This is a genomic window from Flavobacteriales bacterium (assembly GCA_020635795.1).
GTDB lineage: Bacteria > Bacteroidota > Bacteroidia > Flavobacteriales_E > Vicingaceae > Vicingus.
Genome location: JACJZD010000001.1, coordinates 1151141 through 1168185 on the forward strand (window position 1 = coordinate 1151141; position 17045 = coordinate 1168185).

17 protein-coding genes are annotated in these 17045 nt (G+C 32.5%); 7 read left to right on the forward strand and 10 right to left on the reverse strand.

The window, feature by feature from the left end; translation table 11 throughout:
* Positions 1-72: 72 nt before the first annotated feature.
* From H6589_05030 to H6589_05070, 9 genes are all read right to left on the reverse strand, one after another.
* Complete coding sequence (locus H6589_05030) at positions 73-702, reverse strand: DUF3575 domain-containing protein (protein ID MCB9173951.1); 630 nt, start codon at positions 700-702, stop codon at positions 73-75.
* 25 nt (positions 703-727) lie between these two features.
* Entirely contained in the window at positions 728-1690 is a 963-nt protein-coding gene (locus H6589_05035) for a hypothetical protein (protein ID MCB9173952.1), read from the reverse strand.
* Between the two features lie 27 nt (positions 1691-1717).
* A complete protein-coding gene (locus H6589_05040) occupies positions 1718-2665 on the reverse strand; it encodes a hypothetical protein (protein MCB9173953.1) in 948 nt (315 codons plus the stop codon).
* 26 nt (positions 2666-2691) lie between these two features.
* Positions 2692-3204: a hypothetical protein gene (locus tag H6589_05045; protein MCB9173954.1), complete on the reverse strand. Its 513-nt coding sequence runs from the start codon at positions 3202-3204 to the stop codon at positions 2692-2694.
* Positions 3205-3222: 18 nt separating this feature from the next.
* Positions 3223-3744 carry a hypothetical protein gene (locus tag H6589_05050; protein ID MCB9173955.1) on the reverse strand — a complete coding sequence of 174 codons (522 nt, stop codon included), beginning with the start codon at positions 3742-3744 and terminating at the stop codon, positions 3223-3225.
* A gap of 20 nt (positions 3745-3764) precedes the next feature.
* A complete protein-coding gene (locus H6589_05055; protein ID MCB9173956.1) occupies positions 3765-5111 on the reverse strand; it encodes a hypothetical protein in 1347 nt (448 codons plus the stop codon).
* A 138-nt stretch (positions 5112-5249) separates the two neighbouring features.
* Complete coding sequence (locus H6589_05060; protein ID MCB9173957.1) at positions 5250-5786, reverse strand: hypothetical protein; 537 nt, start codon at positions 5784-5786, stop codon at positions 5250-5252.
* 62 nt (positions 5787-5848) lie between these two features.
* On the reverse strand, positions 5849-7309 hold the full coding sequence (locus H6589_05065) for a glyceraldehyde-3-phosphate dehydrogenase (protein ID MCB9173958.1): 1461 nt from the start codon (positions 7307-7309) through the stop codon (positions 5849-5851).
* A 4-nt stretch (positions 7310-7313) separates the two neighbouring features.
* Complete coding sequence (locus H6589_05070; GenBank protein MCB9173959.1) at positions 7314-8177, reverse strand: RNA polymerase sigma factor RpoD/SigA; 864 nt, start codon at positions 8175-8177, stop codon at positions 7314-7316.
* A 367-nt stretch (positions 8178-8544) separates the two neighbouring features.
* On the opposite strand from H6589_05070, the gene H6589_05075 reads away from it, so the two are divergent.
* Positions 8545-9090, forward strand: a complete 546-nt coding sequence (locus H6589_05075) for a hypothetical protein (GenBank protein MCB9173960.1) — start codon at positions 8545-8547, stop codon at positions 9088-9090.
* A 200-nt stretch (positions 9091-9290) separates the two neighbouring features.
* On the opposite strand, the gene H6589_05080 is transcribed toward H6589_05075, so the two are convergent.
* The gene (locus H6589_05080) at positions 9291-10742 is read right to left on the reverse strand and encodes a trypsin-like peptidase domain-containing protein (GenBank protein ID MCB9173961.1); all 1452 of its coding nucleotides are present in this window, start codon (positions 10740-10742) and stop codon (positions 9291-9293) included.
* 380 nt (positions 10743-11122) lie between these two features.
* Here H6589_05080 and H6589_05085 point away from each other — a divergent pair, with 380 nt between their 5' ends.
* From H6589_05085 to hisA, 6 genes are all read left to right on the forward strand, one after another.
* Positions 11123-11980 carry an ATP phosphoribosyltransferase gene (locus H6589_05085; GenBank protein MCB9173962.1) on the forward strand — a complete coding sequence of 286 codons (858 nt, stop codon included), beginning with the start codon at positions 11123-11125 and terminating at the stop codon, positions 11978-11980.
* 97 nt (positions 11981-12077) lie between these two features.
* Positions 12078-13370: a histidinol dehydrogenase gene (gene hisD, locus H6589_05090; GenBank protein ID MCB9173963.1), complete on the forward strand. Its 1293-nt coding sequence runs from the start codon at positions 12078-12080 to the stop codon at positions 13368-13370.
* 13 nt (positions 13371-13383) lie between these two features.
* A complete protein-coding gene (gene hisC, locus H6589_05095; protein MCB9173964.1) occupies positions 13384-14412 on the forward strand; it encodes a histidinol-phosphate transaminase in 1029 nt (342 codons plus the stop codon).
* The gene (hisB, locus tag H6589_05100; GenBank protein ID MCB9173965.1) at positions 14409-15518 is read left to right on the forward strand and encodes a bifunctional histidinol-phosphatase/imidazoleglycerol-phosphate dehydratase HisB; all 1110 of its coding nucleotides are present in this window, start codon (positions 14409-14411) and stop codon (positions 15516-15518) included. Before hisC ends, hisB begins: the two co-directional genes overlap by 4 nt.
* A gap of 101 nt (positions 15519-15619) precedes the next feature.
* Positions 15620-16201 carry an imidazole glycerol phosphate synthase subunit HisH gene (hisH, locus tag H6589_05105; protein MCB9173966.1) on the forward strand — a complete coding sequence of 194 codons (582 nt, stop codon included), beginning with the start codon at positions 15620-15622 and terminating at the stop codon, positions 16199-16201.
* A gap of 114 nt (positions 16202-16315) precedes the next feature.
* The gene (gene hisA / locus H6589_05110; protein MCB9173967.1) at positions 16316-17044 is read left to right on the forward strand and encodes a 1-(5-phosphoribosyl)-5-[(5-phosphoribosylamino)methylideneamino]imidazole-4-carboxamide isomerase; all 729 of its coding nucleotides are present in this window, start codon (positions 16316-16318) and stop codon (positions 17042-17044) included.
* Position 17045: the final 1 nt, after the last annotated feature.

The window sequence follows — 17045 nt, forward strand, 5'->3', positions numbered from 1 at the left end:
TTTGTTAACTAATTTAATGATACAAAAAAGGGTTGGATAAATCCAACCCTTTTTTAGTTTTATTGATGAAGTTTAGAATCTTTTACCAATTTTAAAAGCAATTCTTAAATCAACTCCTATTTTGTTTCCTAGAATTGGTAGATAATCATTTTTATCCCAACCATTGGTAACATTTACTTTTTCGTCATCAGCATTTTTATTACTGATGTTAATTGAGTTAGTGATAGCCTTTCCTAAACCAATTTCAGGTTCAACAAAAAAACCATTGCTTGCAACCCATTTATAGCCTGTTAAAGCTCCTAAAGCAATCGTTGATGAGGATACATCAGTTTTTTCGATTGTAGTTGTAAGTGTTGCTGCATTAAATGCAAGAAACTCGTTTCCTTTTGAATTAGAACTTCTATATCTTGCATAAGCACCCAAATAAAACCCATCAGCTCCTTTTTCGGGAGTAGTGAAATATTTATATGTTGGTATAATGTTAAACTCAGAATATTCTTTACCTCCAGATTCAAACATGTTTTTGTTGGTAAAATTTATATTAATACCAGCTGATTGTTTATCACCAAATCCATGTTCAAAACCAATTTCATAGGTTGAAATAATGAAGTTTAAAACATTAATACTTACATCATTTGTTTGAGATTTTACCGATGATCCTGATATTAATGCCACAAATAATATTATTGAAATCTTTTTCATAATCATTTTTTTTAGTGATTAATAATTACCACCAACCGTTTACATTGTAAGTAACTGATTTTGGTTGACCATTACCATAAGCAACACCAACATCTCTGTAAGCTTTAATCATTTCGCTTTTTTGCTCTTGATCTTTTAAGATGTATTTCCACTCTCTAGCATCAATTTCTTTAACTCTAGCAGCAATTTTATTACTTAACGCTTTTACTTCACCATAGCAACTAGATTGAGGTTCGATAGAAGATAAAATAGCTCCTGCTTGGTCTGCAGATTCAACACTTTGTCCAGCTGCCCAAATATTGTTTGCTTCAGCTAACTTCAATTTACAGTCTCTGTCAATCATTTTTTGATACATTGGACCAACAGCAGCAATAGCTTTATCGTAACATTGAGCACAAGCATCAGGAACACTTGTTAACAAGAAAATAGCTTCTTCATACTTATTTTGTGATGCTAAGGTATTCGCTTCTTTAATAATGAAGTCGCATTTAGAATTATAGTATTCTATAATTTTTTGTTTTCCTTTCTCAACAAAAGCCGTTAAGCTTGGGTCAGTAGGTTTAATGTTTTTAAGTGCAGCCATGTATGCTTTAGTTTCGTTTTGACCAACACCTTTAACTTGAACGGATTGACTAGCAAACAACGTTCCATCAAAACCATCACCAATATACAATGTTACATCTAGAGTATAAGCTTGCATAGGTGGAGCAGTAGCAGTTAAATCTTTAGTTAAAACCGTAACGTTTGCAGTTAACACAAAACGTGAGTTAAAACTACTTGCTGCAACACCATTACTATTGATTACTTGAGTAAGTTTGTTTGCTAAGGAATTTTTTGCAGTAGCGGGCATACCTTCAATTTGGTCTGGTACCCATGCTGTTATAGCAATTCGTCCTAAATCATCTTTTTTGTCTTGAGCATTTGCTGAAATTCCAGAGAACAACAATAAAGCCGAAGCCAAAGCGATATTAAAAATTGACTTTTTCATAGTTTAATTTGTTAATTAGTAATTTGGTTATTTTTCACCTAAAACAATAACTGCTTGTCCTAAACCTTTCATCATTAATTTGTTAGTGATTTCAAAAGGAGCAGCTTTTAAGTATTTAGATAAACCTTTAGCAAAATCTCTTGCATCAGAAGCATTCCCTTTTTCATTAAACAAAGGAATTCTAACTTGTTCAAATAACATCATGTTTTCAGTTGCATCAGTAGTATTAAATCTACCTTTAACAGAGTTTGCAGCCATCCATTCTTCAATAATCTCACCCAATTCTTTTCCATCGTATTCAGTTTCTAAATCTTCTGACCAAGAATCGAATTTTTTAATTCTGATGATGATTTCTCTACCATTTTCAAACATATCTTCAAAATGTTTCATTAAAGTAGCATTAAAATTATCGATATGAGCAGTAACAGCTTCTTGTAACAATACAGGTAATTCAGCAGAAAAAGAAGGTGCACCAGTACCAACTGCAGTAGCAATTTGTTTGTCTGTATAAGAATCTAAACCTTGTAAGTTAAAAGTGATTGATTTTTTTGGACCAGTAGTGTTAACTGTCCAAGTCAACTGCATAATGATATCTGCTTTAGCAACTCTTTTCAAAGCGTCAACAGGAGATTCAGCTAATTCACTACCTGATTTAGATGTTAACATTGAGTTTTCAGCACTTTCAGATTCTAATGATTTAATAGCTGATTCCATGTTTTTTAATGGAAAACCTCTTTCTGCCATCATACCATTAATAGCACTAATTACAACATTTAAATCAGCATTTTCTTGAAAAGCTTGTTTGTAGTTAGGAATTTTTACTTTAGTTCCTTGATTATCAAACTCCATTACATAACCGTTTGAAATACACCAGTTATCGCTTGGAACAACCATAATGGTTGGTTTTTTTGCCTGACCGAAAGTTACAGCAGAAATTAAAACTGCTGATAAAGTGGTTAAAATTATTTTTTTCATTTTTTTAGTTTAGATTAATTGATAGATTATTGACTAATGATTTTATCTTGAATCATTCTTTCTTTTAGTTTGGCACGTTGTACTCGAACAACTACACCGTAATTTTCTTGAGAACCAGCTTGAGATCTTCCTTTTCTAACTTCGCTGTGCATGTCAGAACCATCTTCGCCTGTAATAAATTCTTTGTAAGGTCCTCCATCTGCAAAAAATGCATTGAAATAATCTTCGAATTTTTCTCTAGCATTTGGATTGAAAAGTAAAGGTTTTGTATTACACTCTGAACTACCTTTGGTAATGCCTTTAAAAAGTACATCTTTTACAGCATTCTTTTTAGCTTGTTCAATAGCATCTTCTCTATTTCTTCCTTTACCGTGAGATCTTACAGTTTGAGAACCATCTCCTTCAACTCCTAAACATTCCGTTTCGTAATCGTAAAAACCTGCAGTCTTTTTTTGTTTGCTTTTTTGAGCAAAGGTATCTGATGTAAATCCAATTAATAGCGCAGTAGCTAAAATGGATGATTTAATTAATAGTTTCATAATTGATAATTTTTTAGGTTAAAATCCTGAAGCTAATCCTTTAATTATTCCAGCAGCTTCTAAGTCACTTCTTAATAAATCAGTCATTACTGTAACAACCACTCCAACTTTATATTCTTTACCAACTTTTACTATGGTTGGTGTACCGTCTCCAGAAGTTGAAACAAATTTCATGTATTTTCCACCTTCAGCAAAAAATGGCGTAAAAAAATCAGCCTTTTGTTGTTCTAACGATGGGTCGTTAGTTAATGGTCGTTGTGGAGTACATCCTTGACCGCCACCAGCATATCCTTGAAAAATAATTCCATGAACAGCATTCTTTTTTGATTGATGATTAGCAACATCTGGTTTTTTAGAATACGACCAAACTTTAATTAGTTTAGTTCCTGGTTGACCAATGCCAACACATTCTATTTCGTATCTCCAATTTTCAGTGTCTTGATTTGCCTTTTTTTCTTTACCAGTTTGAGCAGTAGAAACAAGTGCAAAAGCAAGAAACACAGTAGTTAATAAACTTGCTTTGTTAATAATTTTTCTCATAATAAAAATATTTAGGTTAATTAATTGATTTGTCTAATTAGCATACCAGGATAATATCCTTTTCCGCCTTTAAAAGTTGTAAATTCTAACGTGTTCTCTGGAGCAATAGGATTTCCTTCTTCATCTAGTGGTTCTTCACCAGCAGCATACCTGTTATCCATTATTTTACCTTTTTCAACGGTTATAACTCCTTTTCTTTTATATGAAATTTTTCCTTCAGCATCAGTGCTTTGTTCTAACACTTCATATTTATCTCCTTTTTCCAAGCCCTCTTTCATGCCAATTTTAGCAGCTAAAGGGTCGATGCTAACCAAAGGAGTTTTTGTTCTAAATTTCTCGAACTTACGTTGAAGTTTTGCATAAACAGCATCGATAGATTTTAATGTTGCATTTTTAATAATTGAAGCTTCGCTATCGGCATTTTTACCTAAACCAGATATTAAAATAGATGCTTTTTCATACCCTAAAAGTTGTAAATTGAATAAGGTTGAATTATCAAATGCTTCTTTTTTTGCAGGGTCAATTTTTGAATCATCCATCCAGTAATCTTGATAGAAAACTGCAGAAGTAGAATCGTTCCAATTGATTTGATACAAATAAGCTGTAGTCCAAACTGAATACCCATGACGAGTTTTTTCATAAACGATATCTGCAGCTTTTTCAAGAGCTTCTTTAAATGCTCCTTTATCTGCAGCAATAGCATAAGCTGTTGTTTTAACAGCTAAAGCTGCTGTTTCGTTGCTCACAAATTTTGAATAATTTACAACAACAAAAGTGTTCGGAATTAGTTCTTCACCAGCATCAGCTAACATTGCATCGCCTCTTGCAGTGCTAGATGCAACAGCTATATCTTGAGCAGAAGCATCGTATAGACCTCGTTCTTCAATTAAACTCATGTCGAAAGCACCATTGTCTTTTCTGCTAAACCATTTTGCAATCAGTTGATTGGCAACTTTTTTATCTGCAAAATATTTATTTATTGCTGGACTTAAATCTTTATCAGCTTTTTCTTCTTTACCTTTTTCATTAATAACAGGTTCAGCCATATAATTAGCTAAATTGAACGATTTTTCAGCTACAGTATGGTCGTTGTATTTATCTGGAAATGGTGCGTTATTAAACGTGTTTAAAATGATATCGATTTTTGGAAGTTTTGCATCTTCGATAATCATGGTATGGAGAGAACTTCTTCGGTATTTTACTGTTTCAGCTTTGTTATCAGCTTTATCTAATTTGCCAGATTCTTTCTTCTCTTTTTCTTTTGTTTCTTCAGTTTGTGCTTGAGCAGATACTGAAGAACTTACAACTAATAAAGCTGCAACTACTTGAGTAATAAATGATTTTCTCACAGGTAATAATTTTTTCATATAATTTTTTAAGAATGATTTTAACCAAAACTACATAAAATAATTATGTAATACTTGATTGTTAAAAACATGTGAGAAAAACTATTTTTATAATCTCGAAAACAACTTGACAAATTCTATGCCAAGAAAAGAATAAGGTTAAAATTCAACTGAAAGTTGAGAAACAACATCTTTTAAGAGGTATAGTAATTTTTTGTACTCTTCGTCTAATTCATCATCATCTAATTTTTCTTCAATGTCGTAAATAGCATCTTGAATTTGATCTTCATCAAAACTTGAATCAAATGATTCGATAACGGTAAATACTTCAAGACAAATGTTATAATCTCCTTTTACTGCAAAGCGTATAAAAGTGCCTAAATGTTCGCTAGCGTCTAATGATGATTGCCAGAAGATGGAGATTAAAAAGGCTTTTATCGAAGCATATTTTTTATCGTTTATTGCTTTTAATAAGATGGGAGTACTTTTTTCGTCTTTTAAATCGAATAAAAGATTGGTAATGCTAGTTTTTATATCGGCGTCTTCATTACTGATATAAACATCCAATAAATCTGTAATGGATTCTTTCTGCCCGTGACTTCGTAATTGCTTTACAGCAATCAATATTTTTTCTTTATCTGTAGATTTTAAGTCTTTTATGATATTGTTGTAACGGTTGTTGTTCTCTTTCTCCATAAGTAGTAAAAATATAAAAGCCCACTATATTAGTGAGCTTTATAGAAATAGTATATTCTTAATTAGTAATAAATAAGTCTTCTAACTTTAGCAATGTATTTAGCTAAACGAATAACTTGTTTGGTATAACCAAATTCGTTGTCGTACCATACATATAGCACTATATTCTTTTTATCATTAGAAACAATGGTTGCATTGCTATCGTAAACCGAACAACAGATGTTTCCAATAATATCGGTAGAAACTAATTCTGGGTCGTTTTCATATTTAATTTGATTTACCAATCCACCTTCAAGAGCAGCTTTTCTAATCAACTCGTTTACTTCCTCTACATTGGTTTCTTTATTTACACTTAAACTTAAAATGGCTAAAGAACCGTTTGGTGTAGGTACACGAACAGCATTTGCAGTTAATTTGTCTTTTAATGATGGTATTACTTTTGTAACAGCACTTCCTGCACCAGTAGAAGTAATTACCATGTTTATTGCTGCCGAACGACCTCTTCTTGGTTTTTTATGAAAATTGTCTAATAAGTTTTGATCGTTGGTATATGCATGTACTGTTTCGATATGACCTTTTACAACTCCTAATGAATTTTCGATTACATATAAAATAGGAGAAATGGCATTAGTGGTACAAGATGCAGCAGTAAAAATGTTTTCTTTTTCAATATCAAGGGTATCTTCATTAATACCATAAACAATGTTTGGAACTTCTTTTCCTGGAGCAGTTAATAATACTTTACTAATTCCATTGGCTTTTAAATGTCTTGATAATTGTTCTCTATTGGTAAAAACTCCCGTATTATCAATCAATAAAGCATTATTAATGCCATAAGCGGTGTAATCAACATCTTCAGGGTTTTTTGCTTCGATTAAACGAACCATTTGACCATTGATAATCAAGGCATTGTTTTCTAAATCTTCTTCAACAGTTCCAGAAAACATTCCATGAACTGAATCATTTCTTAATAATGCTGCACGTTTTATGGTGTCATCGTTATTTACCGAACGAAGTACTATGGCTCTTAACCTTAATTGTTGTCCTTTGCCTGCTTGTTTAACCAACTCACGAGCAGCCAAACGACCAATACGACCAAAACCAAACAAAACCACGTCTTTTGGTTGTGGAGCTTGAGCTTTGTCTTCAGAAAAACCAGTAAGCTTGTTGTTTAAAAAGTCGCTTAATTGTGAGAAATTATTTTTTTCCATTAACCATTCGCTAGCTAACCTTCCAACATCAAGTTTAGAAGGAGCCAAGTCCATTTTGGTTAATTCTTCTGCAATTTTTTGAGTGGTATAAATGTCTACGGGGTTGTAAACAATACTTTTTGCTCTTTTGTGAAGGTTTAGTACCTCCGAAATACTTTTATCAACTAATGGATTTCTAAATAAAACCAATTCTATCGACTTTTCATACATTAAATATCCAATAGAACTGATAAGGTTTACAGCCGCTTTTTCATTGCTTACGTATTCGCTTAATTTTGATTCGTAAGCATTGTTTCCATTTAATACTTGCATTATTTTATCCTAAATATGTTTTTAATAAATTACTTCTTGATGAATGTCTTAATCGTCTAATTCCTTTTTCTTTGATTTGACGGACTCTCTCACGAGTTAAATTAAATTTATCGCCAATTTCTTCTAATGATAAAGGATGTGCAATGCCTATTCCGAAAAACATTTTTATTACATCTTGTTCTTTATCGGTTAAGGTTGATAGTGAACGGCTAATTTCTTTTTGTAATGACTCATTCATTAATGATAAGTCGGAGTTAGGGGTGTCGTCATTGGCAAGAACATCCAGCAAATTACCATCCTCATCATCACGAAAAGGAGCATCAACCGACACGTGTCTTCCTGATATTCTCATGGAGTCAACCACTTTGTCTTCGCCCATTTCTAATATGTTGGCAAGTTCATCAACCGATGGCTCACGCTCAAATTCTTGTTCTAACTTTGAGAATGCTTTGTTTATTCTATTTAACGAACCCACTTGGTTTAATGGTAAACGTACTATACGAGCTTGTTCGGCTATGGCTTGTAAAATAGATTGACGAATCCACCAAACGGCATACGATATAAATTTAAATCCTCTGGTTTCGTCAAAACGTTGAGCCGCTTTAATTAAACCCAAGTTACCTTCGTTGATTAAGTCGGGCAATGTAAGTCCTTGATTTTGATATTGTTTTGATACTGAGACAACGAATCGTAAATTGGCTTTAACCAATTTTTCTAGAGCTCGTTGGTCGCCTTGTTTTATTTTTCGGGCTAATTCTACTTCATCTTCTGCGGTTATTAACTCTTCTCTTCCAATTTCTTGTAAATACTTATCAAGAGAGGCACTATCACGATTCGTAATAGATTTTGTGATTTTGAGTTGTCTCATTAAAGATAGTTTATGTTAATATTGATAGGGTTGAGCAAATTTACCCATTAATTTGTTTGAAATTTAAAATTGTGTTTACTTTTTATTTATTGAACGTATTCGTGTTTTTATCAGTAAAAATTAGCTGTTTGGACGAAAAAAAAACTCGCAAAATTGTTTTTGCTACTTAACACTTGGCTAACATTTAGTTAAAGTTACATCCTAAAACCATAAAATATAATTTATCTGTTAGGTATAATAATTTAGGTTATTTATACTAGCTTAACCAAAAAAACACTTAATTTTAAATAAATTGAATTATCATAAATACCTCAAGCGGATGCTTGTGATAGAGGGGTGATTAATTAAAAAATATATGCTAAGTATTTTGTTTGATTACATATTATGGTTTATTTTTCCTCCTTTAATAATCTTTATAGGTATTAAATATCTCAAAAGAAAGAAAAGAGAAAAGGTAGAAACTATTATTTTATACTTTATAATGGTCATTACATTTTTTATTTTTTCTCATCACTTAATTTCAAGTCCAAGTTTGTTTGAAAGAATAAATGAATATAACGAGACAATGAATTTGAATAGTTCAGAAATTTCTAAGATAACTTTTTTTAAAGATGCTCGTCATGGAAACTATTCAAAAGAATATGAAATTATTGATAAAGAAAGAATACATGAAATAAATAATGTATTAAAGTTAAAAGAATGTACTTTAAGTGAAGGTAATCTAATAGGAAATAAATATTGGAAAATAATTATAGAAACAAAATCGTCAAAAAAATATACTTACACAGTTATTGATACTCATAAAGGTTTATATATTACTTTAATAAAAAATAAAAAAGGTATTGGAGATTATAAAAACAATTATTTGAGAATAATATTAGATAATATTGAACAACAAGATAAAGGTAACTAAACTACAAATTAATTTTATCTCAAACATTTCCAACCACCATCAAAAAAATCCTCAAGCCTCTCGATAATAAAAGTCGGGAGTTTTTTTTGTTCAAAGAGAATAGGAACACTCGAACTGACAGGTAGCAATCTGCTTTTGTCACTTCGAGTGTTTGTAGTGCAACGGAAAACGTATCGAGAAGTATTGTTTTGCACTATAGGTTACACCCCAAAACCGTAAAACTCTCTTTTTCCGTTACCATAAAGTCCTTCAATTAAAACACCACCTTTAATTTTAGATAAAACTTCGGAAGCATTGCTTAAATTTTTAATCGGCACATGGTTTATTTTGGTAATTATAAAACCATCACGAACGCCTATGCTTCTTAATTTTCCCGCAAAAACTTCTTCCACTTTAACACCGTTTTCAAGGTTCAGCTCTTTTTTATCTTCTTTGGTTAAATCGGCCAATCGAGCACCTAAAATTTTGTTGATTGTATTTTCTTCGTAGGTAATCACTTCTTCGTTACCATTCAGGTTTTTAAGTACCAAATCAAAATCTAAAAGTTTGTTATCCCTTAAAACAGTAATGCTTGTTTTTTCGCCTGGTCGGAACTGGCTAATTTGTTCTTGCAATTCAGGAACATCGTTAATGTTATTATTTCCCACTTTTTTAATTACATCTCCCGATTTAATTCCAGCCTTGTCGGCAGAACCATTTTTATTTACATCGTTAACGTATACTCCAGCATAATCTTTAAGCCCTAAGTCTTTGGCTACTTTATCGTCGATGTTTTTAATGCTAACACCAATAAATGCACGTTGAACTGTTCCAAACTCTTTTAAATCTTTTACCACCTTTTGAACAATGTTAGATGGTATGGCAAACGAATACCCAGTGTACGAACCCGTATTGGATTGTATGGCAGTATTAATACCAACCAACTCGCCATTAACGTTTACCAAAGCGCCACCACTGTTACCAGGATTTACCACTGCATCGGTTTGTATAAACGATTCGATAGGAGGTAAGCCGTTGGTTTGGTTGCCGCTTAGTATGTTAATGTTACGTGCTTTTGCGCTAATAATACCCGCTGTAACAGTAGAAGTTAAATTAAACGGATTGCCAACAGCTAATACCCATGCTCCAATGTTTAAATCGTTTGAGTTTCCGTAATTGATATAAGGTAAGTTTTCGGCATCAATTTTTAATAAAGCTAAATCGGTACTTGCATCGGTGCCAATTACTTCGGCTTTGTATGTTTTTTTATTGTTTAAGGTAACATCAATAGAACTAGCATTGTCAACCACATGATTATTGGTAACAATATAGCCATCGTTTGATAAAATAACACCCGAACCTGCCGATTGAATGGCATGTTGTTGTGGGCGTTGTGGTCTGCCATAAAAAAACTCATACAAGGGGTCAACTTGTCGACTGTAAATGGTCGATGTTTTAATGTGCACAACAGCATTTACCGATAAATCGGCTGCATATTCAAAGTTGGTTAAACCGGCTTCTTTTAAGGCCACATTGATGTATTTTGGTGGTGTATTATTACTCGAAACAATAGTGGTTTCGGGTGTTAATTTTTGATAAATAAAAACCGAAAATAAACTGCTAAATAAAGCAACGCTTAATATTGCACCGAATTGTTTGAATTTGTTTTCCATAATTTTTTATTTTTTATGATTTTACTACTACAAAATTTAGCACTAAAACGTATATTTTAAAGGGGTAATTGCGGTTTTTTTGTTAAAAAATGTTAAGCCAATTTGTGAAAAAATGTTAATTCGAGTAAAGCAATAGCCAAATAAAATATGGTGATTTTTCAAAAAAATTGTAGGGTATGAAATTTTATTTTATATATTTGCACCATTCAAACAAAAAAACATGAACAATACATTACATCATCACCATTTACATTCTTGCACACAGGCGAGCTGTTAATGATATCTGTAATACATAAATAAAAAATATCAAAAACCCGTCTGAGTAATATCGACGGGTTTTTTGTTTCCTTTAGGTTTGCTCAGACATAAAAAAGAACAACATGAGCAAATTAAAAATTGCAATTCAAAAATCAGGAAGACTGAATGAAGATTCGCTTAAAATTTTAAAAGAATGCGGAATATCCATTGATAATGGCATAGATCAATTAAAAGCATCGGCGTCGAACTTTCCATTAGAAGTATTGTTTTTAAGAAATTCGGATATTCCTCAATATTTAATTGATGGAGTGGTGGATGTGGCTATTATTGGAGAGAATTTATTAATTGAACAAGAAAAAGACATCGAAATAATAGAATATTTAGGTTTTTCAAAATGCAAATTATCAATTGCAACACCTAAAAATGTAAGTTATCAATCATTAAACGATTTAGAAGGCAAGAAAATAGCGACTTCTTACCCCAATACATTAAAGCGTTTTCTTAAAAAGAACAATGTTACTGCCGAGTTGCACGAAATTTCTGGTTCGGTAGAAATTGCCCCAAACATTGGCTTGGCAGATGCCATTTGCGATTTGGTAAGTTCAGGAAATACCTTGTTTAAAAATGGATTGGAAGAAAAAGAGGTGGTATTAAAATCGGAAGCTTGTTTGGCAGTATCACCATTAATATCTAATGAAAATAATGCTGTATTGGATAAATTGGTTTTTCGCATACAGTCTGTTTTAAAAGCTCGAAAATCGAAATACATTTTAATGAATGTTCCAAACGATAAAATTGAGGCTATCAGTAAAATATTACCTGTTTTAAAAAGCCCCACCATATTGCCATTGGCTGAAGAGGGTTGGAGCTCGTTACACTCGGTAATTGACGAAAACAAGTTTTGGGAAGTAATAGACGAACTAAAATTAAATGGAGCAGAAGGTATTTTAATTGTTCCGATAGAAAAAATGGTGTTATAAGCCCATCCCAACCCTCCCGAAGGGATGTTTTTTAAGAATGTCATCCTGAGCTTGTCGAAGGATTGTGGTATGAAAAATAAGTTAAATTAAAACCAAGATGAAAAAGTATATAAATCCAACCAAAACCAATTGGAGTGAATTAACAACTCGACCAGCTGTTGAAGCGGCAGATTTATCAGCATTGGTAAAACAAGTGTTTAATGAAGTTAAACTAAACGGAGATAAGGCTATAAAAAGCTATACCAATCAGTTTGATAAGGTTAATTTATCATCTTTATGCGTTTCTGCTGCTGAATTTACTGTTGCTGAAAAACAAGTGAGTGATGAGTTGAAAGAAGCCATAAAACTTGCCTCAAGTAATATTGAGAAATTCCACAATATACAAAAGCAAGAAAAACAAGTGGTAGAAACAACTAATGGAGTATTTTGCTGGCAAGAATCTCGCCCAATTGAACGCGTAGGATTGTATATTCCAGGAGGAACTGCGCCTTTGTTTTCTACCGTGTTGATGTTGGCAATTCCTGCTAAAATTGCTGGATGTAAAAAAGTTGTTTTGTGTACTCCTCCAAATAAAGAAGGTAAAATAGCAAACGAGATATTGTATGTTGCAAAATTGGTAGGTATAACAGAGGTTTATAAAGTTGGCGGAATACAAGCCATTGCAGCGTTAACCTATGGTTCTGAAAGTATTCCTAAAGTGTATAAAATTTTTGGACCCGGAAACCAGTATGTAACAGCAGCAAAACAAGAAGCTTTTCAGCAAGGGGTGGCAATTGATATGCCAGCCGGACCTTCAGAGCTATTAGTGGTAGCTGATGAGAGCTCAAACGCAGCTTTTGTTGCTTCCGATTTATTGTCGCAAGCCGAACACGGTACGGATAGCCAAGTAATTTGTATTGCAAATAATGAGGTGCTGATAAAAGCTATTGAAAAAGAAGTTGAAGCTCAATTGGAACAGTTGCCTCGAAAAGAAATAGCTCGTAAAGCCCTAACAAACTCAAAACTAGTAGTTTTAGAAAGCGTAAAAGATACGATTGACTTTGTGAACGAATATGCCCCAGAGCATTTAATATTAGCTGTTAAAAATGAGGATGAATACATTCAAAACATTATTAACGCAGGCTCAGTATTTATTGGAAATTACACCCCAGAAAGTGCGGGTGATTATGCTTCGGGAACAAACCATACTTTGCCTACCAATGGGTTTTCGAAATCATTTAGTGGGGTAAATTTAGATGCTTTTGTAAAGAAAATTACCTTTCAAAAAATAACAAAAGAAGGAATTCTAAATATTGGAAAATCAATAGAATTAATGGCTGAGGCTGAATTGCTCCAAGCGCATAAAAATGCGGTAACAGTTAGAGTTAAAAGTTTGAAAGTGGAAAGTTAAAAAGTAATACGAAATGAATATAAATCAATTAATAAGAGAAAATATCGCAGCAATGAAACCTTATTCGTCTGCTCGTGATGAGTTTAGTGGTTTAGATGGTTTGTTTTTAGATGCCAACGAAAACCCTTACAACAATGGCGTAAATAGGTATCCTGATCCCTATCAAAATGATTTGAAGTCAGTTTTGGCTGAACTTAAAGGAGTGGCAGCTAAAAATATGATGTTAGGGAATGGTAGCGATGAAGTACTAGATTTATTATTTCGTGCTTTTTGTGAGCCAAAACAAGATAATGTGGTAATAACAGCACCAAGTTATGGGATGTACAAAGTGTTGGCTAACCTTAACAATGTTGAACTGAAAGAAGTTTTATTGGAAGAAGATTTTAGTTTGAATGCAGATAAAATTTTGGAAGTTGTTGATGAAAACACCAAACTGATTTTATTGTGTTCGCCCAATAACCCAACTGGAAATGTTATCGATTTTGAGGTAATAGAAAGGTTATTGAATAACACTAATTGTTTAGTTGTAGTTGATGAAGCTTATATCGATTTTTCTACAAAAGTTAGTTGTATTGAAAAATTAAGTGAATACAATCAACTTGTTGTTTCACAAACACTTTCAAAGTATTATGGGATGGCTGGAATACGTCTTGGAATGTGCTTTGCATCGGAAGATATAATTGCAATTTTAAATAGAATAAAACCGCCTTACAACGTAAATAGTTTAACCCAAAATAAAGCTATTGATATCTTAAAAAATAAAAACGAAAGGTATAAAAATGAAGTAATAGAAGAGCGAGAGCTTTTAAGTAAATCATTAGCCAAACTCCCATTTGTACTAAAAGTTTATCCTTCAGAGGCTAATTTTGTATTAATTAAAACAACTGATGCAACTGGAATTTATAATCAATTAATTAAAAAACAAATAGTAATTCGCAACAGAACCAAAGAACCTTTGTGTGAAAACTGTTTAAGAATAACTGTGGGAACACCTGAAGAAAACCAATTATTAATTGCAGCATTAAAAGAAATTAAGTTATGAAAAAAGTACTTTTTATAGATAGAGATGGGACATTGGTTATAGAACCTCCAATTGATTATCAGTTGGATAGCTTAGAAAAATTAGAATTTTATCCAGGAGTTTTTCGATGGTTGAGCCGAATAGTTGAAGAATTAGATTACGAATTGGTAATGGTTACCAATCAAGATGGATTAGGAACAACATCTTTTCCTGAGGAAACTTTTTGGCCAGCTCATAACAAAATGATGAAAGCTTTTGAGAACGAGGGGATTTTATTTAAAGATGTTTTAATAGACAGAAGTTTTCCAGAAGATAATGCTCCAACCCGTAAACCACGAACAGGGTTACTTGCGGCATATTTGAATGGAAATTATGATTTGACGAATTCGTTTGTAATTGGAGATAGGCTTACAGACATTGAACTGGCAGATAATTTAGGTGCTAAAGGAATATTAATTAGTAATGATGCAGCGTTGAATTATAAAAACGAAACCCAAATTTTAAAGACCACTGAATGGAAAACCATTTATGAGTTTTTAAAACTGGCTGATAGAACTGCTGAGATATCAAGAAAAACCAACGAAACGGACATTGAAATCAAACTCAATTTAGATGGAACTGGAAAGGCAAATATCGACACTGGTATTGACTTTTTTAATCACATGTTGGATCAAATTGCTCGACACGGTTCGTTAGATTTGGATATAAGGGTAAAAGGAGATTTAGAAGTCGATGAACACCACACCATTGAAGATACAGCCATTGCTTTGGGTGAGGTTTTTAATAAAGCTTTAGCCAACAAATTAGGCATTGAGCGTTATGGTTTTTGTTTGCCAATGGACGATTCCTTGGCTCAAGTGGCTATTGATTTTGGCGGTAGAAATTGGCTGGAATGGGAAGCTGAATTTAAACGTGAAATGATAGGTAAAATGCCAACCGAAATGTTTTTTCATTTTTTTAAATCGTTTACCGATGGTGCTAAATGTAATTTGAATATAAAAGCAGAAGGGGTAAATGAACACCATAAAATTGAAGCTATTTTTAAAGCTTTTGCGAAAGCGATAAAAATGGCTAAAAAAAGAGATGTAAACAATATGCAGCTACCATCAACTAAAGGAATGTTATAGGTTAGTGTCATTTCGACTGAAGTAACACGAAATGGAGAAATCTTACAAATAAACAAGAAGATTTTCTCGACTTTGCTCGAAATGACGATAAAATAAGAAAAATGAATATAGTATTAATAGATTATGGAGCAGGTAATACCAAATCAGTTCAATTTGCATTGAAACGATTGGGTGTAGAAGCCATTCTAACCAATAACGAAGCATTGATTTGTAAGGCTGACAAAGTAATTTTTCCTGGAGTTGGTCATGCCAATGCTGCAATGGAAAAATTACGACAAGTTGGTTTGGATAAAATAATTCCAAATTTAAAACAACCAGTTTTAGGGGTTTGTTTGGGTATGCAGTTGATGTGTAAATATTCGGAAGAAGGCGATGCCAATGGCTTGGGGATATTTGATTTGAACGTATTGAAATTTAGTTCAGCCAATAAAATTCCTCAAATTGGATGGAATACTATTGTTGATTTAAAATCGAAACTATTTAACGGGTTACAAGAAAATGAATTCATGTATTTTGTACATAGTTATTACGTTCCGTTAGCAAAAGAAACCATTGCCAAGGCTCAGTACGGAATAAACTATTCGGCTGCATTGCAAAAAGATAATTTTTATGGATGCCAATTTCATCCCGAAAAAAGTGGAGATAAAGGCGAAATGATTTTAAAAAACTTTTTAATGCTATAACTAGTTCTCGATACAATTTTTGATTTTGTCAGTTCGAGTATTTCAACTTATGTTGGAATGTATCGAGAACCAAAATCAAAAACTACTCGAACTGACACTTAAAGAAAAATAAATATGAGAATAATACCTGCAATAGATATCATCGATGGAAAATGTGTTCGTTTAACCAAAGGCGATTATACTACAAAAAAGACTTATAACGAAAACCCATTAGAAGTAGCTAAACAATTTGAAGCCAGTGGAATAGAATTTTTACATTTGGTTGATTTAGATGGAGCAAAATCGAATCAAATTGTTAATCACAAAGTATTGGAAACCATTGCTTCTAATACCAAATTAAAAATTGATTTTGGTGGCGGGTTAAAATCCGATAAAGATGTTGAAGTAGCTTTTAATGCAGGAGCTACTCAAATTACAGGTGGGAGTATAGCTGTTAAAAATCCTGATTTATTTAAATCTTGGATTAAAAAATATGGTACTGATAAAATCATTTTAGGAGCTGATGTAAACAACAAAAAAATAGCGGTTAGTGGTTGGCAAGAGGATTCAGGATTAGAATTATTTCCTTTTATCCAAACATATAAGCAACTTGGTTTGAATACCGTAATTTGTACTGATATTGCAAAAGATGGTATGTTGCAAGGCACCTCAATAGAATTGTATAAAGAAATGATGCAAGTTTTTCCTGATTTAAAATTAGTGGCTAGTGGAGGTGTTACTACCATTGCTGATTTAGACTTGCTAGTTGAAATGAATATTTACGGAGCAATTATCGGTAAAGCCATTTATGAAGGAAACATCAGCTTAAAAGAATTGGAAAAATTTAACTATAAAATCAATTAAT